The sequence below is a fragment of the Bacillus mexicanus genome, from assembly GCF_050445615.1.
In the GTDB taxonomy this organism is placed as follows: Bacteria; Bacillota; Bacilli; order Bacillales; family Bacillaceae; genus Bacillus; species Bacillus mexicanus.
The window spans coordinates 226,618-248,779 of sequence record NZ_JBCEYV010000004.1 but is presented as its reverse complement, the minus strand read 5'-3'; the positions used below and the strand labels follow the sequence as shown (position 1 = coordinate 248,779).

Annotated in this window: 23 protein-coding genes and 2 pseudogenes; 5 read left to right on the top strand and 20 right to left on the bottom strand. The window is 46.3% G+C overall.

Features of this window, described 5'->3' with window-relative positions:
- Positions 1 to 34: 34 nt before the first annotated feature.
- A complete protein-coding gene (locus tag AAGG74_RS20480) occupies positions 35 to 2,041 on the bottom strand; it encodes a penicillin-binding transpeptidase domain-containing protein (protein ID WP_429677010.1) in 2,007 nt (668 codons plus the stop codon).
- Between the two features lie 145 nt (positions 2,042 to 2,186).
- Between AAGG74_RS20480 and AAGG74_RS20475 the strand changes: the two are divergent.
- Positions 2,187 to 2,422, top strand: a pseudogene (locus AAGG74_RS20475) (antibiotic biosynthesis monooxygenase family protein).
- 5 nt (positions 2,423 to 2,427) lie between these two features.
- Here the strand turns inward: AAGG74_RS20475 and AAGG74_RS20470 are convergent.
- The 9 genes and pseudogenes from AAGG74_RS20470 to AAGG74_RS20430 all read right to left on the bottom strand — a co-directional run bounded on the left by AAGG74_RS20470 (position 2,428) and on the right by AAGG74_RS20430 (position 9,232).
- Positions 2,428 to 2,673, bottom strand: a complete 246-nt coding sequence (locus tag AAGG74_RS20470) for a YczI family protein (RefSeq protein ID WP_162104052.1) — start codon at positions 2,671 to 2,673, stop codon at positions 2,428 to 2,430.
- Positions 2,674 to 2,846: 173 nt separating this feature from the next.
- Positions 2,847 to 3,488: a spore germination lipase LipC gene (lipC, locus tag AAGG74_RS20465; protein WP_429677009.1), complete on the bottom strand. Its 642-nt coding sequence runs from the start codon at positions 3,486 to 3,488 to the stop codon at positions 2,847 to 2,849.
- 63 nt (positions 3,489 to 3,551) lie between these two features.
- Complete coding sequence (locus tag AAGG74_RS20460) at positions 3,552 to 4,304, bottom strand: IclR family transcriptional regulator (RefSeq protein ID WP_429677008.1); 753 nt, start codon at positions 4,302 to 4,304, stop codon at positions 3,552 to 3,554.
- Between the two features lie 15 nt (positions 4,305 to 4,319).
- A complete protein-coding gene (locus AAGG74_RS20455) occupies positions 4,320 to 5,327 on the bottom strand; it encodes a 5-oxoprolinase subunit C family protein (protein ID WP_429677143.1) in 1,008 nt (335 codons plus the stop codon).
- Between the two features lie 2 nt (positions 5,328 to 5,329).
- A complete protein-coding gene (pxpB, locus tag AAGG74_RS20450; RefSeq protein ID WP_429677007.1) occupies positions 5,330 to 6,052 on the bottom strand; it encodes a 5-oxoprolinase subunit PxpB in 723 nt (240 codons plus the stop codon).
- A 68-nt stretch (positions 6,053 to 6,120) separates the two neighbouring features.
- A pseudogene (locus AAGG74_RS20445) lies at positions 6,121 to 6,186 on the bottom strand (hypothetical protein); the annotation flags it as partial.
- Positions 6,187 to 6,278: 92 nt separating this feature from the next.
- Positions 6,279 to 7,493 carry an NRAMP family divalent metal transporter gene (locus tag AAGG74_RS20440; RefSeq protein ID WP_429677006.1) on the bottom strand — a complete coding sequence of 405 codons (1,215 nt, stop codon included), beginning with the start codon at positions 7,491 to 7,493 and terminating at the stop codon, positions 6,279 to 6,281.
- 14 nt (positions 7,494 to 7,507) lie between these two features.
- On the bottom strand, positions 7,508 to 8,281 hold the full coding sequence (locus AAGG74_RS20435; protein ID WP_429677005.1) for a 5-oxoprolinase subunit PxpA: 774 nt from the start codon (positions 8,279 to 8,281) through the stop codon (positions 7,508 to 7,510).
- Between the two features lie 201 nt (positions 8,282 to 8,482).
- Entirely contained in the window at positions 8,483 to 9,232 is a 750-nt protein-coding gene (locus tag AAGG74_RS20430; RefSeq protein WP_429677004.1) for a phosphoglycolate phosphatase, read from the bottom strand.
- 130 nt (positions 9,233 to 9,362) lie between these two features.
- On the opposite strand from AAGG74_RS20430, the gene AAGG74_RS20425 reads away from it, so the two are divergent.
- Positions 9,363 to 9,527 (top strand): hypothetical protein, encoded by a 165-nt coding sequence (locus tag AAGG74_RS20425; protein WP_064814604.1) that lies wholly within the window; start codon positions 9,363 to 9,365, stop codon positions 9,525 to 9,527.
- Positions 9,528 to 9,562: 35 nt separating this feature from the next.
- Here AAGG74_RS20425 and AAGG74_RS20420 read toward each other — a convergent pair whose 3' ends face one another.
- The 6 genes from AAGG74_RS20420 to AAGG74_RS20395 form a co-directional block, all read right to left on the bottom strand.
- A complete protein-coding gene (locus AAGG74_RS20420) occupies positions 9,563 to 9,955 on the bottom strand; it encodes a 3-hydroxyacyl-ACP dehydratase FabZ family protein (RefSeq protein WP_429677003.1) in 393 nt (130 codons plus the stop codon).
- Between the two features lie 161 nt (positions 9,956 to 10,116).
- Complete coding sequence (sipU, locus tag AAGG74_RS20415; RefSeq protein WP_162104043.1) at positions 10,117 to 10,680, bottom strand: signal peptidase I sipU; 564 nt, start codon at positions 10,678 to 10,680, stop codon at positions 10,117 to 10,119.
- 234 nt (positions 10,681 to 10,914) lie between these two features.
- Positions 10,915 to 12,036 carry a mannitol-1-phosphate 5-dehydrogenase gene (locus AAGG74_RS20410; protein WP_429677002.1) on the bottom strand — a complete coding sequence of 374 codons (1,122 nt, stop codon included), beginning with the start codon at positions 12,034 to 12,036 and terminating at the stop codon, positions 10,915 to 10,917.
- Between the two features lies 1 nt (position 12,037).
- Complete coding sequence (locus tag AAGG74_RS20405; RefSeq protein WP_429677001.1) at positions 12,038 to 12,469, bottom strand: PTS mannitol transporter subunit IIA; 432 nt, start codon at positions 12,467 to 12,469, stop codon at positions 12,038 to 12,040.
- A gap of 24 nt (positions 12,470 to 12,493) precedes the next feature.
- Positions 12,494 to 13,930, bottom strand: coding sequence for a PTS mannitol transporter subunit IIBC (locus AAGG74_RS20400; RefSeq protein WP_429676999.1), 1,437 nt, complete (start codon positions 13,928 to 13,930; stop codon positions 12,494 to 12,496).
- A 170-nt stretch (positions 13,931 to 14,100) separates the two neighbouring features.
- Positions 14,101 to 14,454: a hypothetical protein gene (locus AAGG74_RS20395; protein WP_429676998.1), complete on the bottom strand. Its 354-nt coding sequence runs from the start codon at positions 14,452 to 14,454 to the stop codon at positions 14,101 to 14,103.
- A 163-nt stretch (positions 14,455 to 14,617) separates the two neighbouring features.
- Here AAGG74_RS20395 and cutR point away from each other — a divergent pair, with 163 nt between their 5' ends.
- The 3 genes from cutR to AAGG74_RS20380 are packed head-to-tail and all read left to right on the top strand — an operon-like array spanning position 14,618 to position 17,473.
- Positions 14,618 to 15,190, top strand: coding sequence for a copper uptake transcriptional regulator CutR (cutR, locus tag AAGG74_RS20390; RefSeq protein WP_429676997.1), 573 nt, complete (start codon positions 14,618 to 14,620; stop codon positions 15,188 to 15,190).
- A 29-nt stretch (positions 15,191 to 15,219) separates the two neighbouring features.
- Positions 15,220 to 16,845 carry a copper resistance CopC/CopD family protein gene (locus AAGG74_RS20385; RefSeq protein WP_429676995.1) on the top strand — a complete coding sequence of 542 codons (1,626 nt, stop codon included), beginning with the start codon at positions 15,220 to 15,222 and terminating at the stop codon, positions 16,843 to 16,845.
- 13 nt (positions 16,846 to 16,858) lie between these two features.
- The gene (locus AAGG74_RS20380) at positions 16,859 to 17,473 is read left to right on the top strand and encodes a YcnI family copper-binding membrane protein (RefSeq protein ID WP_162104036.1); all 615 of its coding nucleotides are present in this window, start codon (positions 16,859 to 16,861) and stop codon (positions 17,471 to 17,473) included.
- 42 nt (positions 17,474 to 17,515) lie between these two features.
- Here AAGG74_RS20380 and gdh read toward each other — a convergent pair whose 3' ends face one another.
- From gdh to gabT, 4 genes are all read right to left on the bottom strand, one after another.
- A complete protein-coding gene (gene gdh, locus AAGG74_RS20375; protein ID WP_162104035.1) occupies positions 17,516 to 18,301 on the bottom strand; it encodes a glucose 1-dehydrogenase in 786 nt (261 codons plus the stop codon).
- Between the two features lie 19 nt (positions 18,302 to 18,320).
- Positions 18,321 to 19,184, bottom strand: a complete 864-nt coding sequence (gene glcU / locus AAGG74_RS20370; protein ID WP_162104034.1) for a glucose uptake protein GlcU — start codon at positions 19,182 to 19,184, stop codon at positions 18,321 to 18,323.
- A gap of 124 nt (positions 19,185 to 19,308) precedes the next feature.
- On the bottom strand, positions 19,309 to 20,697 hold the full coding sequence (gene gabD, locus AAGG74_RS20365; protein ID WP_429676994.1) for a succinate-semialdehyde dehydrogenase: 1,389 nt from the start codon (positions 20,695 to 20,697) through the stop codon (positions 19,309 to 19,311).
- 68 nt (positions 20,698 to 20,765) lie between these two features.
- On the bottom strand, positions 20,766 to 22,076 hold the full coding sequence (gabT, locus tag AAGG74_RS20360) for a 4-aminobutyrate--2-oxoglutarate transaminase (protein ID WP_429676993.1): 1,311 nt from the start codon (positions 22,074 to 22,076) through the stop codon (positions 20,766 to 20,768).
- Positions 22,077 to 22,162: the final 86 nt, after the last annotated feature.

Genomic DNA, 22,162 nt, shown 5'->3' with positions numbered 1-22,162 from the left:
GTTGTATGTCAGCGCATGTACAGCGAAGGGTATTTTAATTTGATTGAAATTGCTTCTTCGCTTTCTCAACAACGTAGTGACTGCCGCCGTGATCCTGCACATTTTGGATCATCATTGCGATTAGCAAGTCTTTGTTTTTATAATCATAGCCGACGAACCAGCCATTTTCCGCGCCGTCTTTATCATCTTGTGATGTTTTCAGCTCGGCTGTTCCAGTTTTTCCGGCAACAGTGATTCCGTTCACGACAGGCTGATATGCTGATCCGCGCTCATCTTCCACAACGCCTTTCAGACCTTTTGTAATGTCTGCCGCCCCTTCCTTCGTGACCACTTGCTTATGCCAGACATCAGCTGTTTGTGAGTCTTTTTTGATCAGCGTCGGTTTGACAAGATCTCCATTATCGACAAATGGCGTGTAAGCAGCTGCCAAGTGAAGCGGAGACATTTGCATCTGCCCTTGTCCGTACCCTGTATCCGCAAGCAAAATGTCTGAATCGAGCTTGCCATTTGCGATAGACGATTGCTGGATCGGGAATTCATATGGAATATCCTCTGAGAAGCCGAACGTTTTCATGCCTTTTGTGAAGGTGTCCGCTCCCATATCAAGCGCATTCTGGGCAAAGTAAATATTGTCTGACGTAATAAGGGCATTTTCTAAATTGACCTGCTGAAGGCTCTCTGATACACGTGTGACTGAATAGCCGCCCCAGCTCGAATCCTTTTGCCACTTTTTCCCTTTAATTGTTTTCTTCTCATCTGCTTTTAGGGTGCCGTTTTTGATTCCGATAGCAGCCGCAATCGGTTTAATCGTAGAACCCGGTGCATATGTTTTGTTGAACTTCGCTGAGAATGGATTGTTTTTATCTTCGTTTAGCTTTTTCCATTCCTTATCGTCCCAGCCGAAAATAAATCCGTTCGGATCATAAGAAGGCGCGCTGACAAGTGCAAGTGTTTCGCCTGTCTTCGGCTGCAGCGCGACTGCCGTCCCGCTGTCATCCTTCAGCTCATCATACAGCTTTGTTTGCGTTTTGATATCAATTGTAAGATGAAGATCCTCGCCGTCCTTCGCTTTCTTTTCAGCGATGACTTCTCCGGTTTGCGGCACGTAGATTTTCCATCCGGTTGTGCCTCTTAGCTTGTCTTCATACACATTTTCCAGTCCGGCGATGCCGATCTTAGATGTATCGCTATACGTACCATCTTTCTTTTTCTTTAATTCTTCCGCAGTGATGGCGCGGACATAGCCTGTCAAATGGGCTGATTTTTCGCCATATGGATAGTAGCGGGAGCTGACATTTGTTCTTGTCACCCCTTGCAGTGAGGTCGCCTCAGACACTACATTTTGCTGGTCAGGCTTGACCATTTTGACCGGGACAAATGAGTCGTCTTTCACCCAGCCTTGATCCAGCTTTTTCTTAATATCGTCTTCAGTTATATCCAGTTTTTTCGCGAGATCTTTCATGATTTTTTCTTTTTTATTGCCAAGCTCCCCGGGAATAATTCCAATTTCCGGAACATCCGTGTTGACAGCTAAGCCTTTCCCGTTTTTATCGTAGATTTGGCCGCGTTTCGGTTCAATACTCATAATTTGCACTGTTTTGTCATCAGACAGCTGCTTGAAAATAAACGATGGGTCCCAATCTATATTCCATGACTCCTCGTCATCTGTTTTTTCTTTTTTCAGCACAGCGGTATTTTTGAAGCTGACTTTACCCGCGTTCGTGTCCATGCTGACTTTATACGGGATGTGCTTCATCTTCTCGTTGTCTTTATCGTCCTCATCCACTTTTCCCGCAGTGACTTTCAGATTTTTTACGCCTGCCTGTTCGTAGATGGCTTTATACCTATTGACGAAATCTTTTTTGGAGATTTCTTTTTTGACATCTTTGGTCAGGCTTTGATACATGTCATCGAATTGTTGATCGTTCCACTGTTTCACGAATGCTTCCATGCGATCCTCTGGCGAATCTGTTTTGGAGCATCCGATTAATCCAATCAATCCGATGCATAGAAATACTAGTAGAATACACTTTTTTAACATGACTTTCCCCTGCCTTCCATTTGTTATTTTCTCTTAAATGAATTGGTGCGTGCAAGATTTTTTTAAAAATAAAGGAAAAGGTTCCCGTTTTTACAGAAACCTTCTGTCGATTTCGATAGATGATTTGAAAAGAGGAAAATAAGGGATGACATGGTCAGAAAGGCACAATACGCACATGAGAGAAGGGCTTGAACAAGAGGTTGAGAAGGCGTTCCGGCTGAAGGGCTTTATCACTCTTCTGCTATTTGCTGCTTGGGGAGGCGGGAAACACTTGAGGGCCATACGGAAGGCTTTCGCGGTTCCAGAATATCAAGAGTGGAAAGCCTCGCTTCATCGGTTCTGACCGTATTCCCGATGGTCGGGCATTTTCAGGGTGTGTAATAGATTTATATAATATGAAGCGTAAAACCGATAAGAGAGATAGACCATACGAAAACGGCGGTATAAATATTAAAAGCGCCGGAGCCGTCGTTTTCTTTATTCCGCTCTTCAAGCCCCTGCATAAACATAACAGCACCAAGAAAGACGAGCATAACCGATTGGATAACAGAGGTGTGTTCCGTATAGTTAAAAGCAATAAGCGCCAATAAAATAATGATAATCGCAAAAGACATTTTAAAAATCCGAAACAAAAGGACCATCCTTCCTAATATACGAAATATTGAACGCTATGGCTATATTTGCCTACATCCTCCATTATTCTAGCGCACTTTTTTATTCTGTAGAACAGGAGACAGGGAAATTTAAGTTTCTTTTAATGTTTCATTTACACATAAAAAAGGCACCCCTTTATAAGGTGCGCTTTCTATGAAACTGACAATTCTTTATAGCCTAACCGATGAACGGCTTCGGCCATTGCTTGATAGCCTTTGCAGTTCGGATGGACACCGTCTAGGGACAGATATTCCTGTTCTTTACCTTTAAAAATGCTATAGGCATCCGCGACTTTGACATGGGGCGCTGCTGCAAGTGTTTCTAAATGGGAATTAAAAGACCTGATCCATTTGCCAGCGATCGCAATGCTGGGAAACGGATTGTATAAGTTGAACACACGGATGGCGTACGGGGACGGATTCTCTCCTTTGATCTCGGCGATGTTGGCAATCATCTTTTCAAAATTCTCATGGCAATGGGCGGATACACGGCTGAAAATCGTTTCATCCTTAGATGTTTGGTAAGCTAAAACCGAATCGATGAGATCGTTTCCGCACCCCGTGATCGTTATCATATCAGCATGTCGAATGCATTTTTGCACATAAGGATTTGACAGGAGCCCCAGAATCTCTTCTGTATTCAGGCCTGATTTGGCAAAGATGGATATGGCCGTTTTTCTTTTCAAGTCAGCTTCCATCATATCTCCGAAACGCTTGACGTACCCGGGTGAAAACAGCCCGGAGCCTCTCCCTGTCGTCAAAGAATCCCCCAGTGCTGTATATCGAAGCACCATGTTCTTTCCTCCACTCCTGAACGTCGATACGTTAATGTACGCAGCGGAGAAAAGATTGGCTACTCATGTATACCCTATTTTTCTTGAAATCTGTAAAGCGGCGTCCTTGACCTTTTCTGTTAAATAGGGGAGCCTGTCTTCTGTAAATCTCGCTTCAAAGCCTGCAATGCTGATCCCGGCTGCCACCTGACGTTTATGATTAAAGATCGGGGCGCCGATCGCCGCCGTATAGTTTTCAAGTTCTGAATAGCTGATGGTATAGCCTTTTTCGACGGAAGCATCAATCACCTGAAGCAATGTTTCAGGATCGGTAATCGTGCCGGAACCAATTGACTTAAGCTTGTTGTGTTTGATGTATGTTTCGATTTCTTCGCGGGGAAGAAAGGACAAAATACTTCTGGCGCACGCTCCCGCATAAAGAGGAGAACGTCTGCCGACCGCCGTGTACAGCCGGACAGTCTGCGTCCCTTCTATTTTCTCAACGTATATCGCTTCATTGCCGTCCCTCATGATCAATTGCACAGCCTCGTCCACTTCCCGGCACAGCTCTTCCATCACCGGTTTCGCTATTTTTCTGATATCCATCCTATCAGCGACAAGCTGCCCGAATTCTAAAAACACTAATCCGAGCGAATATGCGCCGGACGCATCCCGATTGAGAAATCCCATCTCCTCCAAAGAGCTGACCATCCGGTGAACAGAGGTTTTCGGCATACCTGACAACGATACCAGTTCACTTAAGGTGAGGCTTGGTTCACGCAAAAACAAATTAAGCAGAGCCATAGATTTGACTACAGTTTTGTTTTTATTCTGCATCATTCATCCCCTTTTTTATGTCAGCCATTCCATCTTCATTCTCGTTTTCAGTTCTTTTATATGCTGCTCCCGTTCAATCGCAAGCGCTTCCGCTTTCTGAAGGGATACAGGCTCAAACTGGACGTGCTCGCCCGGCATAATTTGCGAGACAATCGGCAGATCAACAGATATGATATGCGCGATCCTTGGATAGCCTCCTGTCGTTTGCCGGTCTGCAAGCAGGATAATCGGGTTGCCGTCAGGAGGCACTTGTACTGTTCCGAACGAAACTGCTTCCGATACCATCTCAAGCGGCGCCTTCAGTTCAAGCGGTTCTCCTTTGAGCCTGTACCCCATACGGTCGGACTGCGGCGTGACCCGAAATGTTTCTTCATAAAAACGCGTTTTCGATTCTTCTGTAAAAAAGCGAAATTGTTTGCCTTCCAGCACTCGAATAACAGGATTCTTTTTCAATGGCAGAAACCTTCCGCGGCTGACCGACCATTTCGGGGCAGCAAATTCCTGCTTTTCAAGCTGCGGGCTTAATCGGGAAAGGATGGTGAGCGAAAGAGGGGAAGCCTCTCCAATAGTCAGTTCATCTTCCTTTTGAAGCGCTCTGCCATGAAGTCCGCCAATTCCTGCTCTGACGTAGGTGCTTTTGCTTTCCATGACGTGAGGCACATCGAAGCCGCCGGCAGCCGCTAAATAGGCACGGCTGCCGAGTTTGCAGGGTCCAAAGCTGACCGTGCTGTTTTCCTTGACGAGCACAGGCTTCCATAAAGGCGCTTCCTCATCATTAATACGCAATGTAAAGTCCGCCCCCGTTACCGCAATCAGCGTCGTTTTTGAAACATAAAATGACGGACCAGGCCCCATTAGCGTAATTTCAAGACCGGCTTCATTTTCACTGTTTCCGATCAGCAGGTTGGCAATGCGCAGTGAAACTGTATCCATAGCGCCGCTTGCCAGTACGCCGTATTTTTGATAACCCGTTCTGCCTATATCCTGAACCGTTGTGAGCAGTCCGGGCTTTAACACTTTCATGCTCAATTAGATTCCTCCTTATAGGCGTGATAGTCTTCTTCTGAGATGCGGACGAATTTCACAATATCTCCCGCCTGCAATAATGTTGGCGGGTTTTCCTGTGACCGAAAAAGAGCCAGCGGTGTTTTTCCGATCAGCTGCCAGCCGCCCGGTGTTGAAATCGGATAAACGCCTGTCTGTAATCCGGCAATGCCGACTGAGCCCGCGGGAATCGACGGTCTTGGCGATGACTTTCTTGGAGCGGCAATGCGTTTTGACATTCCGCCTAAGAAAGGAAAACCAGGAGCAAAACCAAGCATATACACTACATATTCTCCGGTTGTATGAATGTCGATGACTTCCTCCGGTGACAGCTGATTGATCCGCGCCACCTCTTCTAAATCCGGTCCGAATTCACCGCCATAGCAGACGGGAACTTCAACTATGCGGCGGTTATTCTCATAATCAGCGGCTATTTCCTGCAGCCGATCTTCGATATCGCGCTTGACCTTCTCAAAAGGCGAACTTATCCCTTGAGGCAAATGCTTGTACACCTCATACATATCATAAAACACCGTCAAACTTGTAAAAGCCGGGATGCATTCAATATATCCCGGAAATGGCTGTTCTTCTATATAAGCGGCCGCGGCATGGACAAGACCGTTGACCTGTTCGTTTATTTCTTCTCCGAATCGGATCATCATTGCAGAATCACCGAGCTGTTCGATCTCACATCGTACAGTCATCTTTCTCACCTCTTTTATTTCTCGTTCGTTAGGAGGACGAGAGGATACAGCACCGCAAACGACTCCTCTCATCTATCTGTAATGAGCAGGTCCCCCGGCGCATGTGTGATGACCATTTCAGGTTTTACATTCATAACCGGCTAACATCGGATCGGTTATTTTCCCCTCTCGTATCAGGCACGCATCCTCTGGCGCCGTTTTGTTTACTTGCTCCGCCTTTATTTTATTAACTCCACAATTTAGGAAGTTGTGTTAATAACGTGTAGAGTCCCATAATAGCCATGACGATCACAACAAGTGCCCCTGAAACAGTCAGCCAAAGCGGATGCTTATAATCACCAACAATCTTTTTCTTATATGCGGCAATCAGCAAAGTACCGAGCGCGATCGGCAGAATCAAGCCATTCAGCGAACCGACAAGCACGAGGATTTTCGCAGGCTGTCCGATTGTGATAAAAGCTAACGTAGAAATCACGATAAATCCGATAATAATACCGCGTGAATTCTTTTCAATTTTCGGAGAAAAGGTTTTAAAGAACGAAACAGATGTATAGGCCGCTCCGATAACAGAGGTAATGGCCGCAGACCACATGATTAATCCGAAAATTTTATAACCGACGTTTCCAGCAGCAAGCTTGAAGACTGAAGCTGCAGGGTTGCTTTCATCGATGTGCAGGCCTTTTGCCACAACGCCAAGCACAGCTAAGAAAAGGGCAATTCGCATAATTGATGTAATCAAAATTCCGGCGACCGAGCTTTTTGTCACCTGCGGGATGGATTCCTTCCCTTTAATGCCTGCATCAAGCAAGCGGTGACCGCCAGCAAAGGTGATGTATCCGCCTACTGTCCCGCCGACAAGTGTTACAATTGCAAATATACTAATTTGCTCAGGAGCAAAAGTATTTGCCACAGCATGTCCGACTGGCGGCGCAGACGTGATTGCGACGTACAGCGTTAAGATGATCATGGCAAAGCCCGCGATTTGCGTAAAACGGTCCATCGCTTTTCCTGCTTCTTTAATTAAAAAGATTAAAATGGCAATGACAGCACTGACCAATGCGCCTGTTTCTGGTGTAATGCCGAATAGGACTTGAAGACCCAGACCGGCACCTCCGATATTTCCGATATTAAAAGCTAATCCGCCAAGCACGACGAGTATAGCGATGAAATATCCCAGTCCCGGAAACACCATATTCGCAATTTCCTGTCCGCGTTTTCCAGAAACTGCAATGATGCGCCACACATTCGTTTGCGCGAATATATCCAAAATGATAGAAATCAAGATGACAAAACCGAAGCTTGCTGCGAGTGTGTTTGTGAATGTTGCAGTTTGTGTCAGGAAACCCGGGCCTATCGCTGATGTCGCCATTAAAAAGGCGGCACCCATCAGTAATGACCAGTTGCCCGCTTTTTTTCCTGCCGTTTTTTTCTTCTGCTCCATCTATTGTTCCTCCTTTATGTCTGCTTCTGTGCTGAAATAGCAGTCACTTCAATTTGTGCCGCTTTAAGATCTTTTCTGATTTTTTGCACAAATGTCAGCGCGTGGGCCCCATCACCATGAATGCAAACGGTATCTGCTTTTAAAGACACATCGTGGCCTTGCTGAGATGTGACCGTTCCTGCCTTCACCATTTTGATCACCTGGGTGACAGCCGCATCATCGCTTTCAATGAGTGCATTCGGCTGAGAGCGCGGTGTCAGTGTGCCGTCCGCTTGGTATGTTCTGTCGGCAAACACTTCACTAGCTGTTTGCAGTCCGATCCGTTCTCCCGCTTTTACGAGCGCGCTCTCAGCAAGACCGAAAAGAATCAAGCCGGGATCGATCTTGTAGACAGCTCTCGCAATGGCGTCCGACAGCTTTTGATCGACTGCAGCCATATTGTATAAAGCGCCATGCGGCTTGACGTGCTGCATGTGAAGCCCCTCTGCTTTCAGAAAACCAGAGAGCGCGCCTATTTGATAAACGACGAGATCATATGCTTCCTCAGGAGAAATCGCCATATTGCGGCGCCCAAAGCCTAGTAAATCCGGCAAACCCGGATGCGCACCGATTTTCACGCCTTTTTCTGCCGCAAGCGCAACGGTTTTCCGCATGACACCGGGATCTCCGGCATGAAATCCACATGCGATATTCGCAGATGTGACATACTCTAAAATATCTTGATCAAGGCCTATCGTGTAGGCTCCGAAGCTTTCTCCTAAATCACAGTTCAAATCAACTTGAAACACAGAATCCCTCCTGCCAAAGCAAACGATGTGCTTTATGTATTTATTGTTCCGAAATTCGGAACTACTATTCCGAATCTTTGAACTTTGCTTTATTATAATTTAATCATCTCAGTTTGTGAAATACTTTTGTCAGAAAACCTACCATGGTCCCAGAAGAAAACCTGCCAAACTAAAAGAGAGTCCCTCTTAGGACTCTCTTTTCTATAATACCCACTGGCGAATCGCTTTAGCGACACCATCCTCACTATTTGTCTCTGTGATCCAATCAGCCGTTTCTTTCACGGTGTCTTGCGCATTGCCCATCGCGACGCCCAAACCCGCTTCTTTAATCATTGCGATGTCATTGAGGCTGTCACCCATCGCCATCACATTTTTCATCGTAAAGCCGAGTTTTTCAGAAACCTTTGCAAGAGCTGCGGCTTTGTTGATGCCAAGCGCGTTGACTTCAATGTTTGTCGGGCTTGAATTGGTGATTTCGAGCTCTTTATTTTTTCTCAGCTCCTCCAGCACCTCGTTTCGGATGTCGTCATCCTCAATCTCAAAGCCGAATTTGAGCCATTTATGGTCTGTAATATTTTCAGGAAACTCGCCTCTCCATACCTTATCAACGGTAGAAGCCCAGAAGTTGGTGTTATGCTTATTCCGCAACTCCCACATCATTTGAATATGATCCGTATGGAGCAGCTTTCGTTCCACCAAATTAAAATCCGAGTCCCAGATTTCGCTGCCGTTTGCCGTAATTAGAAAGGATGACAGCTTTAGCGATTCCGCCAGCTCCCGGCACGTCATCAGCGTCCGGCCTGTGCTGATCACCACGTGCACGCCTTTATCCTCGGCTTCACGTATGGCTTTGCGGTTTTCATCTGAGATCAGCTGCTCGTCATTCAGCAGCGTGCCATCCATATCAATTGCAATCAGCTTGATATCTACATCTTCTCTTTGAATAGACATATATGTACCTCTCTTTATCTTTTACTTGTGCTTCTTTCTATTCTAATACATTATACCCGGCGGAACAAAAAAGCGATTTCACATGTTTGAGGCGTGACATTAAGAGGAAAACAAATGGTGAGGTGATAGTATGACAGAAAGAAAACAGCAAAACAAACCAAATGAAAATCCTGAACACAATGACTTAACAGATCCGATTCCGAATGAAGAGCTCAAGGAAAACATGAATGATGAAAAACATAAACGGCAGCAAAGAGACCACTCACAAAGCGAACGGGATTATGATACGAAATAATAGAACCCCTCACAAATTGGTGTGAAGGGTTTTTTTCATTTTTCTATATAAATGCTGATATCAGCTTCAGCAACAGGCTGCTCTCCTACTGACGCCTTGGCATGTCCGAACACAAACCCGCGCCGATTGCGCGTCACTTTAAACGTAAGATCAAGCCGATCACCAGGTACGGCCGCTCCAAGCTTTTCCGCCTTCTCCACAGAAGACAGTAAGCCCAAGCTATTCTCAGCTGTCATTCCTGTAAAAGCCGCGGTTTGCGCAAGCGCTTCAACCACAAGTGAAAAAGGCATTTCTGTTTGCGTGTCAGTAATAAACCAGTCGTTCTCACTGACCAGCTTATAAGCTGCCGCATGTTTGCCGGGCTCGCTTTCCGTCACGCCGTCAATAAACAAAAAAGGATAGCGGTGAGGCAAAGGAAATGAGTTCATTTTATCTCTCCTTTTTTGACTATTATCAATCAGCCGGAAGCTGAACGCCGGGAGGCAAATCTTTGTGAGTGCAGGGCAACGATTGTGAGTCCTACTCTGTTTCATCCGGTTGTTCTTACACGCGCATACATGTTGTCCGCGGCGCTCAGTCCATTAGGTTTTTATTTTGCTTGTCTCATCTCACCGAACGGATAAAAGACGAGTGATTCAGTACCGACGATATCTTCCTCAGATGGCATCCCCATTCCGTTTCTGCTATCCATCGAATTGAGACGATTATCTCCCATTACAAAATATTTGCCGGATGGAACCTCGACTTCAAAGTCAGCTGTTAAGCTTACACCCATCTCTTTAGACTCTTGTCTATGTTCCTTAAGGTACGGCTCTTCCACTTTTTTATCATTTATGTAAAGCTGATCATTCCTCATTTTCACGCTGTCACCTGGTAAACCGATCAAACGTTTGATAAATGAGCGGCCGCTCGTTTTGTCTTGAATGACTATGATGTCGCCTCTGTGAAAACCGCCTGTATATTTGGCTCCTTTATCCACAAAAATTCTTTCCGAGTCTTTAAGCGTCGGAGCCATTGATGAGCCTTCAACAAGAAAAGGCCTGTAAAACGCCATTCTGACCGTAAAAATAAGCACTGCGATTAAAATGATACTGAGTACAACGATCCATTTCGTTTTTCTTTTTTTCTTTACTGTAATTGTTTCTGTATTCAACTTCCTTCACCCATTACCTTCCTAAGAATTCCAAATCATTATACAGCATTTGATTCTTTTTGGTTAGTCTTTGGCGGACTTTTTCGTCAGGCAGACGTATGGACCTCGTCTTCAGACACCTCAGCAGCAGCCATCCCGGGTATTGCCGCAATCTCGAATTGTTTCCCCTTCCCCGGTTATCGAAAATGTTTTTCACTAAAAAACCCCCGCGACATGCTGTCATAGGGTGATGATTTATTGGTTGAGTTTTTTTAAAATGATGGCATGCAGCAGCTCATGAGACTGAATGCCGCACACCTCTTGAAGCACGCCGCTGTATCCTTTTTCTTCAATTAGCGCTTGCAGTTCAACCGCTTCAGGGTCGCCAGTAAAATCAAAGCGCAATGCGGCGGCAATCCCTTCCGCCAGTGCATTCGGTTCTTTTATTTTCTTTGCCGGGCCTACGAGTCTATCATTCTCTCCCAGTTTTCTCAGAGGTGATCTCGCCACACGGGTCACATCGTCTGTAATGAATGAATTTTCAAAGCGTCCGATGATTTTTTTGATATATTGTTCATGTTCGGCTTGCTTAAAGCCATACGTTTTAATGAGATAGTTCCCCGTTTCAAGCAGCGCCGAATGAACAACACGGCGGATTTCCGGATGGTCGATTGCTTCTTTGACTGTTTTCAGTCCGCGCTGATAGCCTATATACGCTGTTACTGCGTGTCCGGTATTGACGGTAAACAGCTTCCGTTCGATATACGGTGTTAAATCATGAACAAACAGCGCACCTTTTATGACGGGGGTTTTCCCTTTAAAGCCTGATTCATCAATGATCCATTCGAAAAACGGTTCAACTGATACTTTGAGCGGGTCTTCATGATGCTGAACCGGCACGATCCGATCAACGGCTGAGTTCGGAAAACCAACCGTTTCACTGACAGATTCCCCCTCCGCTTCTGTTAGATGGCTGTATACCTCTTTCTTCAAGAAGCTGCTGCCGCCGATCATGTTTTCGCAGGCGATGATGTTGAGGGGAGCTGCATGGCTTCTTCGTCTTAATCCTTCTGCGATAGACGGCGCAATCAGCTTTAACACGTTCGGGCCGACCGCTGTGGTGATAAGCGCCGCGTCATTGATGAGCCGGTACAGCTCCTCTTGCTGGCTGCTGCTATTGATGGCGCTGACCGGACCGATCACCTCTGATGAATGCCCCTCTTCTGCCAGCTCCACTGTGTATGCTTTTTTTTCATTAAGGAGGTTGACCATCGTTTCATTCACATCCGCAAACACGACATCATAGTCGGAATGGTAAAGCAGCGCGCCGATAAACCCCCTCCCGATATTTCCCGCACCGAAATGTAAGGCGATCATGTCAGTTCACCTCGTCGAAAATGGCGATCATATCTTCTTCGCTGTTAGCAGAGATCAGGCGTTCAATGTTGTCTTCTTCCGAGCAGATAATGGCGATGTTAGATAAAATGTCTAAATGCTCATTATTTTTGCCGGCAATCCCGAATACCACTTTTGCCGTGTTGCCTTCCCCGTACTCGACACCGTCTGGAATCTGGATGATTGAGATTCCAGAGTGAAGCACCTCGCTTTTTGCTTCTTCTGTGCCGTGGGGAATCGCAATGAAATTCCCCATAAACGTACAAGACGTTTCTTCCCGTTCAAACATTTTGCCAATGTAATCTTCCGTCACATAGCCATTGTCAATCAGCGTTTGGCCTGCGATTTTGATGGCTTCTTCTTTTGTTGCGGCTGTTTGATTGAGTTTAATATTTTTCTTTGCGAGTACTTGCATGTGTATCACTCTCTTTCTTTGAGTTTACTTTTTCAGCTTTTCGAGAAGCTCGTCGTATTTCGGGCTGTTTAAAAAGTTATCTACTGATATGTGCATCGCGTTCGGCAGCTTCGCTTTCGCGCGGTCTGTCAAATCTTTGTGGGTAATGACAATGTCCGCATCGCTTGGCAGAGTATTAATGGATGTGTTGGCTACACTTATATCAAGCTCTGCTTTTTTCACTTTGTTTCGTAAGATGGATGCTCCCATGGCACTTGATCCCATTCCCGCATCACATGCAAAGATAATTTTGTTTGCGCTTTCATAAGATATTTCAGATGTTTCCTCAGCTTTCGTTTGCTCCGTTTCTAAAGCAGCGGCTGCTTGGCTTTTCTTCCCTTTCATGGCCTGCATTTTTTCAGCTGCCGCAGCGAGGTCTTCTTCGTTTGCTTTAGAAGATTTCAGGATCACTGCTGATACGATGAATGAAACAGCTGCTGCGACCAACACTCCCGCCAATACGCCGAAGTAGCCGCCTCTTGGCGTCATCGCCAGCAATGCGATCACGCTTCCAGGTGATGCTGCTGCGACAAGTCCGGCATTAAAGATTGTAAACGTTAAGAGGCCGCTTGCTCCGCCGGCAATCGCCGCCAGAATCAGAACTGGTTTCATCAAAATGTACGGGAAATAAATTTCGTGAATCCCGCCCAAGAAATGGATGATCGCCGCACCGGGAGCCGTTGATTTTGAAGCACCTTTGCCAAAGAACATGTAAGCCAGCAAAATGCCGAGCCCGGGTCCTGGATTTGCTTCTACTAAAAACAGAATGGATTTTCCTGTTTGGGATGCTTGCTCGATTCCGATCGGGCTTAAGATTCCATGGTTAATGGCATTGTTGAGGAACAGCACTTTTGCCGGTTCCACAAAAACGCTGGCTGCGGGCAGTAAATTAGCGTGTACAATGACTTCCACACCGGCCGCCAGCAGTTTGTTTAATGTCAGGACAACCGGACCGATGGCGTAAAACGCGAGAATCGTTAAAGCCGCGCCGACGATCCCTGCCGTAAAGTTGTTGATGAGCATTTCAAAGCCTTGTTTGACTTTTTCCTTAAACAATTTATCAGTCTGTTTTATGAGATATCCGCCAAGCGGCCCCATTATCATTGCGCCTAAAAACATTGGAATATCCGCCCCGACAATCACTCCGATTGCCGCTGTCGCACCGACGACTCCGCCGCGGTGATCGTAAATCATTTTTCCGCCTGTATACGCTATCAAAAGCGGCAGTAAATATGTGATCATCGGGCTGACAAGTGTATTCAGCTGTTCATTCGGAAACCATCCCGCCGGAATAAACAGCGCGGTAATGATTCCCCACGCGATAAACGCACCGATATTCGGCATAATCATTCCGCTCAAATAACTGCCAAAGCGCTGTACTTTCACCTTCATGCCGCCTTGCTGCCGTCCTTGCTGCTGCATATATAAACCCTCCCTGTTTGCTTGTCGTTGTGAGATAGAAAAATATGTTCAGAGAATGCCTTCCCTTTGACTCTATATTAAAGCGCTTACAATTATTTGCACAATTGAAAGTAAAGAGGACTTTGGCACATGAGTGTGACGATTTTTTAAAAACAAAAAAGGCCCTGATATCAGGAGCCTTTTCTCTTTCCTTTATATATAATGTTGCCATTTTGAATCACGTACTTGGCGATCATTCGCTCACTCACAATAAACACAGGATAAGCGCACACTAACGCAAAAACAGCCATCGGCACATGCTGTACAGCCGGAAGTATTGAGCCAGCCGCATTGCGGAGGAGCAGCAGCAAATAAATGAGCAGCACGATGACCGCTAATGACACCAGCATAATCGGAGCTGATACTTTATATTCATAAAGCCGTTCTCGGCAGTGTCCGCAGCGAAATTGACAAGGCACATTTGACGATCTGACCATGTCTCCTGTCAAAGGTTTGCCGCAGTTCGGGCATACTGTTTCGTTCATAGGGTATTCCTCACTTTCCATTCCATACATCTATTATAACAGAGTCCCTTCTGTTTCGTTTTGTTGAAGTTCAACATATTTTCACACTTTTTATCATAAAGTTACTTGTCAGTACCTCTAAAATCCCCTACGCTTAAATATATCTAAGGAAGGGGATGAATGAATGCTTCCTATAAATAGACAGCAACACATTCTGAAGTGGCTGAAAGAAGAAGGCGCACTCAAAATTTCTGACATTAGTGCGAGATTCGGCGTTTCTGAAATGACGATATACAGAGATGTCAATCAGCTTGTTCAGTCACATCAGGTCATGAAAACGGCGGGCGGCATCACGCTTCCTGCTCAAACATCACATGCGGAGCATATGTGCAGCTATTGCCTGAAGCCGGTCACTCAGACTCATTCCGTACAACTGATTACGGTAAATCAAGAGATTGAACAGTTATGCTGCTCACATTGTGCGCTGTTGCGTTACGCAGATAAAACGGAAGAGGTTTCACACTTGATTTGCAGAGATTTTCTGTTGCACACAACAGTCAGTGCCGGATCGGCTTATTTCGTCGTCAATGCCGAATTAAATCTGCATTGCTGCCAGCCGCAGGCGATTCCATTTGCGACTCTCGATCACGCCGAACGATTTCAAAAAGGATTCGGCGGAGCTGTCCGCACCTTCGACCAGGCGTTGGAAGACATGCTTCACGACAGAAAAAAACGCTGCACCTGCACCATGACATAACATATACAGCGGAAGGAGGTGTCTGAGTAATGAAGCGAAATAAATGGTGGATCATCCTCCTGCTTGTTCTTGTTTTCCTGCCGAAAACAAGCTTTGCTCACGCCTATATTGTTACATCTTCACCTGGGGAAAACAGTGAATTAAAAAAAGCTCCTTCACAGGTGGAAATCGAATTTAATGAACCGGTTGAAGAAGGCTTTCATTACATTAAAGTCTATAATTCAAACGGCGATCGTGTGGATACAGATAAGACTGAAATCAAAAAAAATGACAGTCACATGATGTCAGTGAAGCTGAAAAAAAATCTGCCGAATGATGTGTACAGAGCGGAATGGAATGCTGTGTCCGCAGACGGGCATCCGGTCTCCGGCGTCATTCCTTTCAGCATTGGGAAAGCGGATGGCGGATTCAGCAGCCAAAAAGCCGCAGGTTCAGCGCTAAATCCGGCAACAGCCGCAGATCGCGCGATACTGTATACAGCCTTATCGCTGTTCATCGGAACGGTTTTCTTCCATCTCTTCTGGTATAAAGGAGATTCAGAACAGCTCGCCAAACGTACGAAACGTATTTTGATCGTCTCAATCACCGCATTGGGGCTGGCGCTTTTGCTTCAGCTTCCGATTCAAACAAAAGCGAACGCGGGCGGCGGCTGGGGCAGCGCCTTCCAGCCGGGCTACATCTCAGAAACACTATTTGAGACAGCAGGCGGCACAATTTGGATCATACAGGCCGTGCTGTATGTGCTGCTTGCACTATCTGTGATCCCAGTGATACGAAAAAAGCGCTACTCATCCTTTGCCTATTGGACAGCGCCGCTCATTTTCTTTTTCGGTCTCCTGCTTGCCAAAGCGTTTACCGGACATGCGGCTGTCATTCAAGAAAAAGCGGTCGGCATTTTGATGGATTTCCTCCATTTATCTTCCGCTTCCATCTGGGTCGGCGGAATAGCGACACTCGTTTTGCTGCTCGCAAAAGAATGGAGACAGCCTGATAAAACGCTCGCATGGGAAACGGTAAGCCGGTTCTCCCCTTGGGCGCTCACTGCTGTCGGCGTCATTTTGTTTTCAGGCTTGCTCAATGGATTTTTCATCATTCGTTCGATGGATTCACTTTTCCATACGGCGTACGGTCAAGCACTTTTAGTGAAAAGCGGTCTGTTTGTTTTGATGCTGATCTTAGGAGCAATGCATTTTCTGCTTACCAGAAAACAGCGCCGCCCGGGAATCAGCCGAACGCTGAAAGCAGAATGGGCAATCGGTATCGCTGTATTCATCACAGCGGCCGTTTTTACAAGCCTGCCAAGTCCGCCTGAACCGGCGCCTGAACCGTTCTACCAAACAAAAGCGATCGAGCAAGGACAACACGTGTCTCTCAGCATCAGCCCTAACCAGCCTGGCAAAAACGTATTTGAGCTGCGGGTCACCGACCATAACGGCGAACCGGTGAAAAACATCCAGCAAATCACGTTAACCATTTATAAAACAGGTCTGTCAGGCAGTGAGAACAAAAGCACATTCCAATTAAAAGAGACAACAAAAGGCGTCTTTCAGGATGAAAACCTATCCATGAATGAAAAAGGAAACTGGAAGTTCAAAGTCCATGGACTGACAGGAGATTTTAAGGAAATCAATCTTATATTTACAAAAACCAATTAAAGGAGTGTTTGAATTGTTGAAAAAAATCGCATTCACACTATGTCCGGCTATTATTGGCGCTCTCTTATTTTTTACGGCCTCTGCCAGCGCGCATGTGTCTGTAAAACCTGCTGAATCAGCGGCAGGCTCTTGGGAAACGTATACGATGAAGGTTCCTTCTGAGAAGAATCTGCCGACAACAAAGGTTGTCCTCAAAATGCCAAAGGATGTTGAATTCCAGCAATACGAACCAATTCCAGGCTGGAAGGTATCCACTCAGAAACATGATGACAAATCAGTGTCCGTGACGTGGGAAGCGACAGATGGCGGCATTCAAGAAGGTCAGTTCCAGCAGTTTACCTTTGTTGCCAAAAACCCTGATAAAGCGGCAGAAGCGGCTTGGGACGCATACCAGTATTACAAGGACGGCAGCATTGTCGAGTGGACTGGTGACGAGGATGCGGATACGCCTCACGCTATTACAAACATTACCGCTGCAAAGCAAGTGACAGATGAACACGGCGCCACGAAAACGAAAGACGACGCTGAAGAATCAAACTCCTCAGCACTGGACATCACAGCAATTGTGCTGTCTGCGGCTGCCATTATTTTATCTGTAGCAGCGCTTGTCAAGAGAAAGCGATCCTAATAAAAAAGCGATCCAGAATCATATCTGGGTCGCTTTTTTTGATTAACCTCGTCCTGCCTGGAAGGAAGGATACTTCGTCATTCCGCCGTCCGCAAACAAGGTGATGCCTGTGACATAGCTGGATTCCTTCGAAGCAAGCCACACTGCCACTGCGGCGATTTCCTCCGGTTCACCGATATATCCCATCGGAATCATACTTTCTACGTCTGCTTTCTGTTTAGGGTCAGCAAATTTTTCAGCATTGATTGGCGTATTGATCGCACCCGGCCCAATATTATTGACTCGAATACCCTTCGGCGCGTATTCCAAAGCCAACGTTTCAGACATCAGCTTAATTCCGCCTTTACTTGCTGCGTAGTGGACAAATAACGGCCACGGAATCATTTCATGCACACTGGACATGTTGATGACATTTCCTTTGATGTCATTTTCCACGAAATATTTAATCGCTTCACGGCTTCCTAAAAAGGCACCCGTCAAGTTCGTGCTGATGACTTTGTCCCAATCCTTCAGTGGCATCTCATGAGACGGTACAGGATTTTCAAGTCCGGCATTGTTAATCATAATATCAAGTGTGCCAAACTCTTTTATTGCCGTTTGCACGATATTTTTTACATCTTCCTCTTTCGTGACATCTCCTTGGACGAGTACCGCTTCCCCGCCCGCCTTGATGATCTCTTCTTTGACCTCATTTGGATCCTGTTTGCCACTATAATAGTTGATAACCACTTTTGCCTGCTCCTTGCCGAAGCGAACGGCCATAGCTCTCCCTAGACCTGATGCAGCCCCTGTGATAACGACGACTTTCCCTTTTAAATCTGGATACATATATATTCCTCCTCAATTATTATGAATTCGTTTTGGCGATTCCTAAAAAAACAGCGGCCGCAATAATCAGAGCGATCCCGATACCTATCCCAATGAGCTGTCGCTTGGATTTCTTTTCACGCAGGATGAAAATACCGCCCAGCGTAGAAATAACAATACCCATTTGAGAGAGAGAAAAGCTTGTGGCCACACCGACTTTCGGCTGAGAAATAAACAAAAACATATTACCGCCTGCCCAGATTAAGCCTGGGAGGATATTTCTGATGGCATACTTGTTAAAGGGCTTGTGTTTATAGGTTAAAATAAGCCCTCCGACAACCATGCCGATAGCCTGCGGCAGCAGCGCAGACCAGCCGGATACATCAAACAATCTGGCGACGACTACATAAACCAAATAGCCGAGCGTTGAAACAAGAAGAATCAAAATGCCCTTTTTGAAGTTGCTTGGCTCTCCCTCTTTTTTGTCATTTTTATCTTCTAATGACGCGAGAATGATTCCCACAATGATAAAAATCAAAGCGAGAACGCCAAGTGTAATCGCAATCGGTGTTGACCATTCGCGAAACACGATAACCCCAAAGAGTGAGGTCGACACAAGCTGCAACCCTGTGGAAATCGGCATTGTTTTGGAAACACCCATCAATTCAATGCTTTTCAGCTGGTTGGCTTGTCCAAGAGACCAAAATAATCCGGATACGATGCCGACGATAAAAATACGCATAGACAGAACCGGCTGAACAAAAAAGTAAATCACGATAGACACAATGAGCGCCCCGATCGTCGTACCGAGTGTCTGGCTGTACGGCCCGCCGCCTAATTTCACATTGAAGAGAACAATGCTCCCCCAAAACAAAGCCGGGAGCAGAGCTAGTATTAAATCCATTATTGGGGAACCTACTTTCAAATTGTATTTGCTGTTATTTTGGCTGTAATCACTAGGTTTATTCGCCGGAACAACAAAAAGAGCTGCCGGAAGATTCCGGCAGCTCTTAGGAGCTTGCATTCAATTACAAGCCGATGGACATATATTTTGTTTCAAGGTACGGTTCGATGCCTTCCGAACCGCCTTCACGGCCGATGCCGCTTTCTTTCATTCCGCCGAATGGCGCTTGAACCGCTGACGGTCCGCCGTCATTCCAGCCGATAATGCCATAATCAAGATTTTCGGAAATATAGATGCCGCGGCGATAATTTTCTGTGAAGAAGTAAGCTGCCAAGCCGAATGGTGTATCGTTGGCAAGCTCAATCGCTTCATCAATATCAGAAAATGTGACAATCGGAGCGACCGGGCCAAATGTTTCCTCGTGCATAATCGTCATAGACGTATTAACATCAGCGAGTACTGTCGGGCTGACGAAGTAGCAGCCTTTGTCATCGTTTCGATCATACGTGCCTCCCGCAAGAACCTTCGCGCCCTTTTCAACCGCATCATTGATTTGGCTGACGATTTTTTCAAAGCCGTTTTTGTTGATAATCGGGCCGACATTGACGCCTTCTTCACGTCCGTTTCCGACTTTGAGCTTAGACACTTGCTCACTCAGTTTCGCAGCAAATTCATCTTTGATGGACTCATGAACAATCAAGCGATTGGCACAGACGCACGTTTGGCCGGCATTTCGGTATTTAGATACCATCGCCTGTTCAACGGCAAGATCAATGTCGGCATGTTCATCCACGATGAGCGGTGCATGCCCGCCGAGCTCCATAGAGATATGCTTTACAGTATCCGCACTGTTTTTCATAAGAATTTTTCCTACTGGGGTTGATCCTGTGAACGTGATTTTGCGGATTTTCGAACTGCTTGTAAACACGTTTCCGATTTCTTCTCCGTCGCCGATCACGACTTGAAGAGCATCTTTTGGAATGCCCGCTTCATAAGCGAGACGCGCAAGCTCATAGGCAGACAGCGGTGTGTCCGGTGCCGGCTTGATGATAAACGTACAGCCGGCAGCTAAAGCAGGTGCCGCTTTGCGTGTAATCATCGCATTCGGGAAATTCCACGGTGTGATGGCAGCAACAGGGCCGACTGGCTGGCGTGTCACGACAATTCGTTTACCAGTTGTCGGAGCGGGAACAGTTCTTCCGTACACACGCTTTGCTTCTTCCGCGAACCATTCGATATAACCTGCGCCGTAAAGGACCTCACCGACCGCTTCCTGATACGGTTTTCCGTTTTCCTTTGTAATTAAATCTGCAAGTTCTTCTTTATGTTCAACAATCAGCTCATACCACTTTTTCAAAAGAGACGCTCTTTCGTTCGCTGATGTTTTAGACCACGTTTTAAACGCTTGATGTGAACGTTCAATGGCTTCTTCTACTTCTTTGGCTGTTTGCTGAGGAATCGTTTGAATCTCCTCACCAGTAGCCGGATTGTAGACCGTTAATTGATCTGGCATATTGAACATTCCTTTCTTTTCATGATTACTTAAAATGATAGCAGAGCCAGCCGTTTTCTTTCCAATGATTAGGCTCGGAGACCCGCCTCCAAGATGCTGAGCCCTTCATTCAGAAGGCTGTCTGAGATGACGAGAGGTGTCAGGAAACGAATGATATTTCCATTAATTCCCGCTGTCAGCAAAAGCAGTCCATTTTGATTCGCATACGCCGCGATCGCCGCTGCCTTCACTTTATCAGGCTCACGCGTGTCAGGGTCTTTGACGATTTCGATTGCCGCCATTGCCCCGAGTCTGCGGATGTCACCGATGAAAGGACATTCTTGTTTCCACTCATATGCCTTGTCTTCAATGAGTTTTCCAATTTCTTCAGAGCGCTCATTCAGCCCTTCTTCTTCAATTATATCCAAGACAGCCAAAGCCGCCGCGCACCCGATCGGGCTTCCGGCATACGTGCCGCCCAGCTCTCCGGGCGCTGCGGCATCAAGCATTTCCGCCCTGCCGATCACACCGCTTAATGGAAGGCCTGCCGCTAGTGATTTAGAGACCGTGATCAGATCAGGAACCACATCAAAATGTTCAATTGCAAAATAAGTGCCTGTTCTGGCAAAGCCGGTTTGAATTTCATCAGCGACAAAAACAATGCCATGTTCTTCGCAAAAAGACGCGACGTGCTGCACAAACCGTTTCGACGGGATGATGAAGCCGCCTTCTCCCTGTACAGGCTCCATCACGACACACGCTACCGTTTCCGGCGCGACTGCAGCGATAAAGAAATCATTGAACGCTTGGATCATTATGTCGTCATAGCTTTCATCACTCATGCCGGCCGGTTTCTGATAATAATAAGGGAATGGAGCTTGATAAACCTCTGACGCAAAAGGTCCGAACCCGAATTTATACGGTTTTACCTTACTCGTCATGCTCATCGTCATATTCGTGCGCCCATGAAACCCGCGTGTAAACGAAACGACAGCTTGGCGCTTTGTATATTTTCTGGCGATTTTCACTGCATTTTCAACCGCTTCCGCTCCTGAATTCAGAAAGATCGCTTTTTTCTCATGGCCGCCCGGTGCGATGCCGCACAGTTTTTCCGCTAATTCGATATAAGACGGATACATCATGATATTGAAGCCCGGATGAATCAGCTCCTCCGCCTGCCGCTTCACAGCTTCAACCACCTTCGGATGTGAGTGTCCGACGTTTAACGTTCCGATAGCGCCTGCAAAGTCAATAAATCTCCGCCCATCCAAATCGTACAGCTCAGCCCCTTCTCCTTTTACCGCAAGACTGCGGTTGCCGTTGCTTACACCTTTTGATATGAACCGTTCCCGTTTTTGCTGCCACTGAGCAGTCGTGATGCCAGCTGTTGTTTGACTCATATGAAAGCCCCCCTGTTGTTATTTTCTTATCATTCTGACTTCTTTTTGGTATGATGAAAAGTACCAATTGTAACTTTTGGATGGTA

Excerpts from the sequence above, each read along its gene's own strand:
- AAGG74_RS20480 (WP_429677010.1), bottom strand. The coding sequence starts at position 2,041 with ATGTTAAAAAAGTGTATTCTACTAGTATTTCTATGCATCGGATTGATT.
- lipC (WP_429677009.1), bottom strand. The coding sequence starts at position 3,488 with ATGGTGCTTCGATATACAGCACTGGGGGATTCTTTGACGACAGGGAGA.
- AAGG74_RS20460 (WP_429677008.1), bottom strand. The coding sequence starts at position 4,304 with ATGCAGAATAAAAACAAAACTGTAGTCAAATCTATGGCTCTGCTTAAT.
- AAGG74_RS20455 (WP_429677143.1), bottom strand. The coding sequence starts at position 5,327 with ATGAAAGTGTTAAAGCCCGGACTGCTCACAACGGTTCAGGATATAGGC.
- pxpB (WP_429677007.1), bottom strand. The coding sequence starts at position 6,052 with ATGACTGTACGATGTGAGATCGAACAGCTCGGTGATTCTGCAATGATG.
- AAGG74_RS20440 (WP_429677006.1), bottom strand. The coding sequence starts at position 7,493 with ATGGAGCAGAAGAAAAAAACGGCAGGAAAAAAAGCGGGCAACTGGTCA.
- AAGG74_RS20430 (WP_429677004.1), bottom strand. The coding sequence starts at position 9,232 with ATGTCTATTCAAAGAGAAGATGTAGATATCAAGCTGATTGCAATTGAT.
- AAGG74_RS20425 (WP_064814604.1), top strand. The coding sequence starts at position 9,363 with ATGACAGAAAGAAAACAGCAAAACAAACCAAATGAAAATCCTGAACAC.
- AAGG74_RS20420 (WP_429677003.1), bottom strand. The coding sequence starts at position 9,955 with ATGAACTCATTTCCTTTGCCTCACCGCTATCCTTTTTTGTTTATTGAC.
- AAGG74_RS20410 (WP_429677002.1), bottom strand. The coding sequence starts at position 12,036 with ATGATCGCCTTACATTTCGGTGCGGGAAATATCGGGAGGGGGTTTATC.
- AAGG74_RS20405 (WP_429677001.1), bottom strand. The coding sequence starts at position 12,469 with ATGCAAGTACTCGCAAAGAAAAATATTAAACTCAATCAAACAGCCGCA.
- AAGG74_RS20400 (WP_429676999.1), bottom strand. The coding sequence starts at position 13,930 with ATGCAGCAGCAAGGACGGCAGCAAGGCGGCATGAAGGTGAAAGTACAG.
- AAGG74_RS20395 (WP_429676998.1), bottom strand. The coding sequence starts at position 14,454 with ATGAACGAAACAGTATGCCCGAACTGCGGCAAACCTTTGACAGGAGAC.
- cutR (WP_429676997.1), top strand. The coding sequence starts at position 14,618 with ATGCTTCCTATAAATAGACAGCAACACATTCTGAAGTGGCTGAAAGAA.
- AAGG74_RS20385 (WP_429676995.1), top strand. The coding sequence starts at position 15,220 with ATGAAGCGAAATAAATGGTGGATCATCCTCCTGCTTGTTCTTGTTTTC.
- gdh (WP_162104035.1), bottom strand. The coding sequence starts at position 18,301 with ATGTATCCAGATTTAAAAGGGAAAGTCGTCGTTATCACAGGGGCTGCA.
- glcU (WP_162104034.1), bottom strand. The coding sequence starts at position 19,184 with ATGGATTTAATACTAGCTCTGCTCCCGGCTTTGTTTTGGGGGAGCATT.
- gabD (WP_429676994.1), bottom strand. The coding sequence starts at position 20,697 with ATGCCAGATCAATTAACGGTCTACAATCCGGCTACTGGTGAGGAGATT.
- gabT (WP_429676993.1), bottom strand. The coding sequence starts at position 22,076 with ATGAGTCAAACAACAGCTGGCATCACGACTGCTCAGTGGCAGCAAAAA.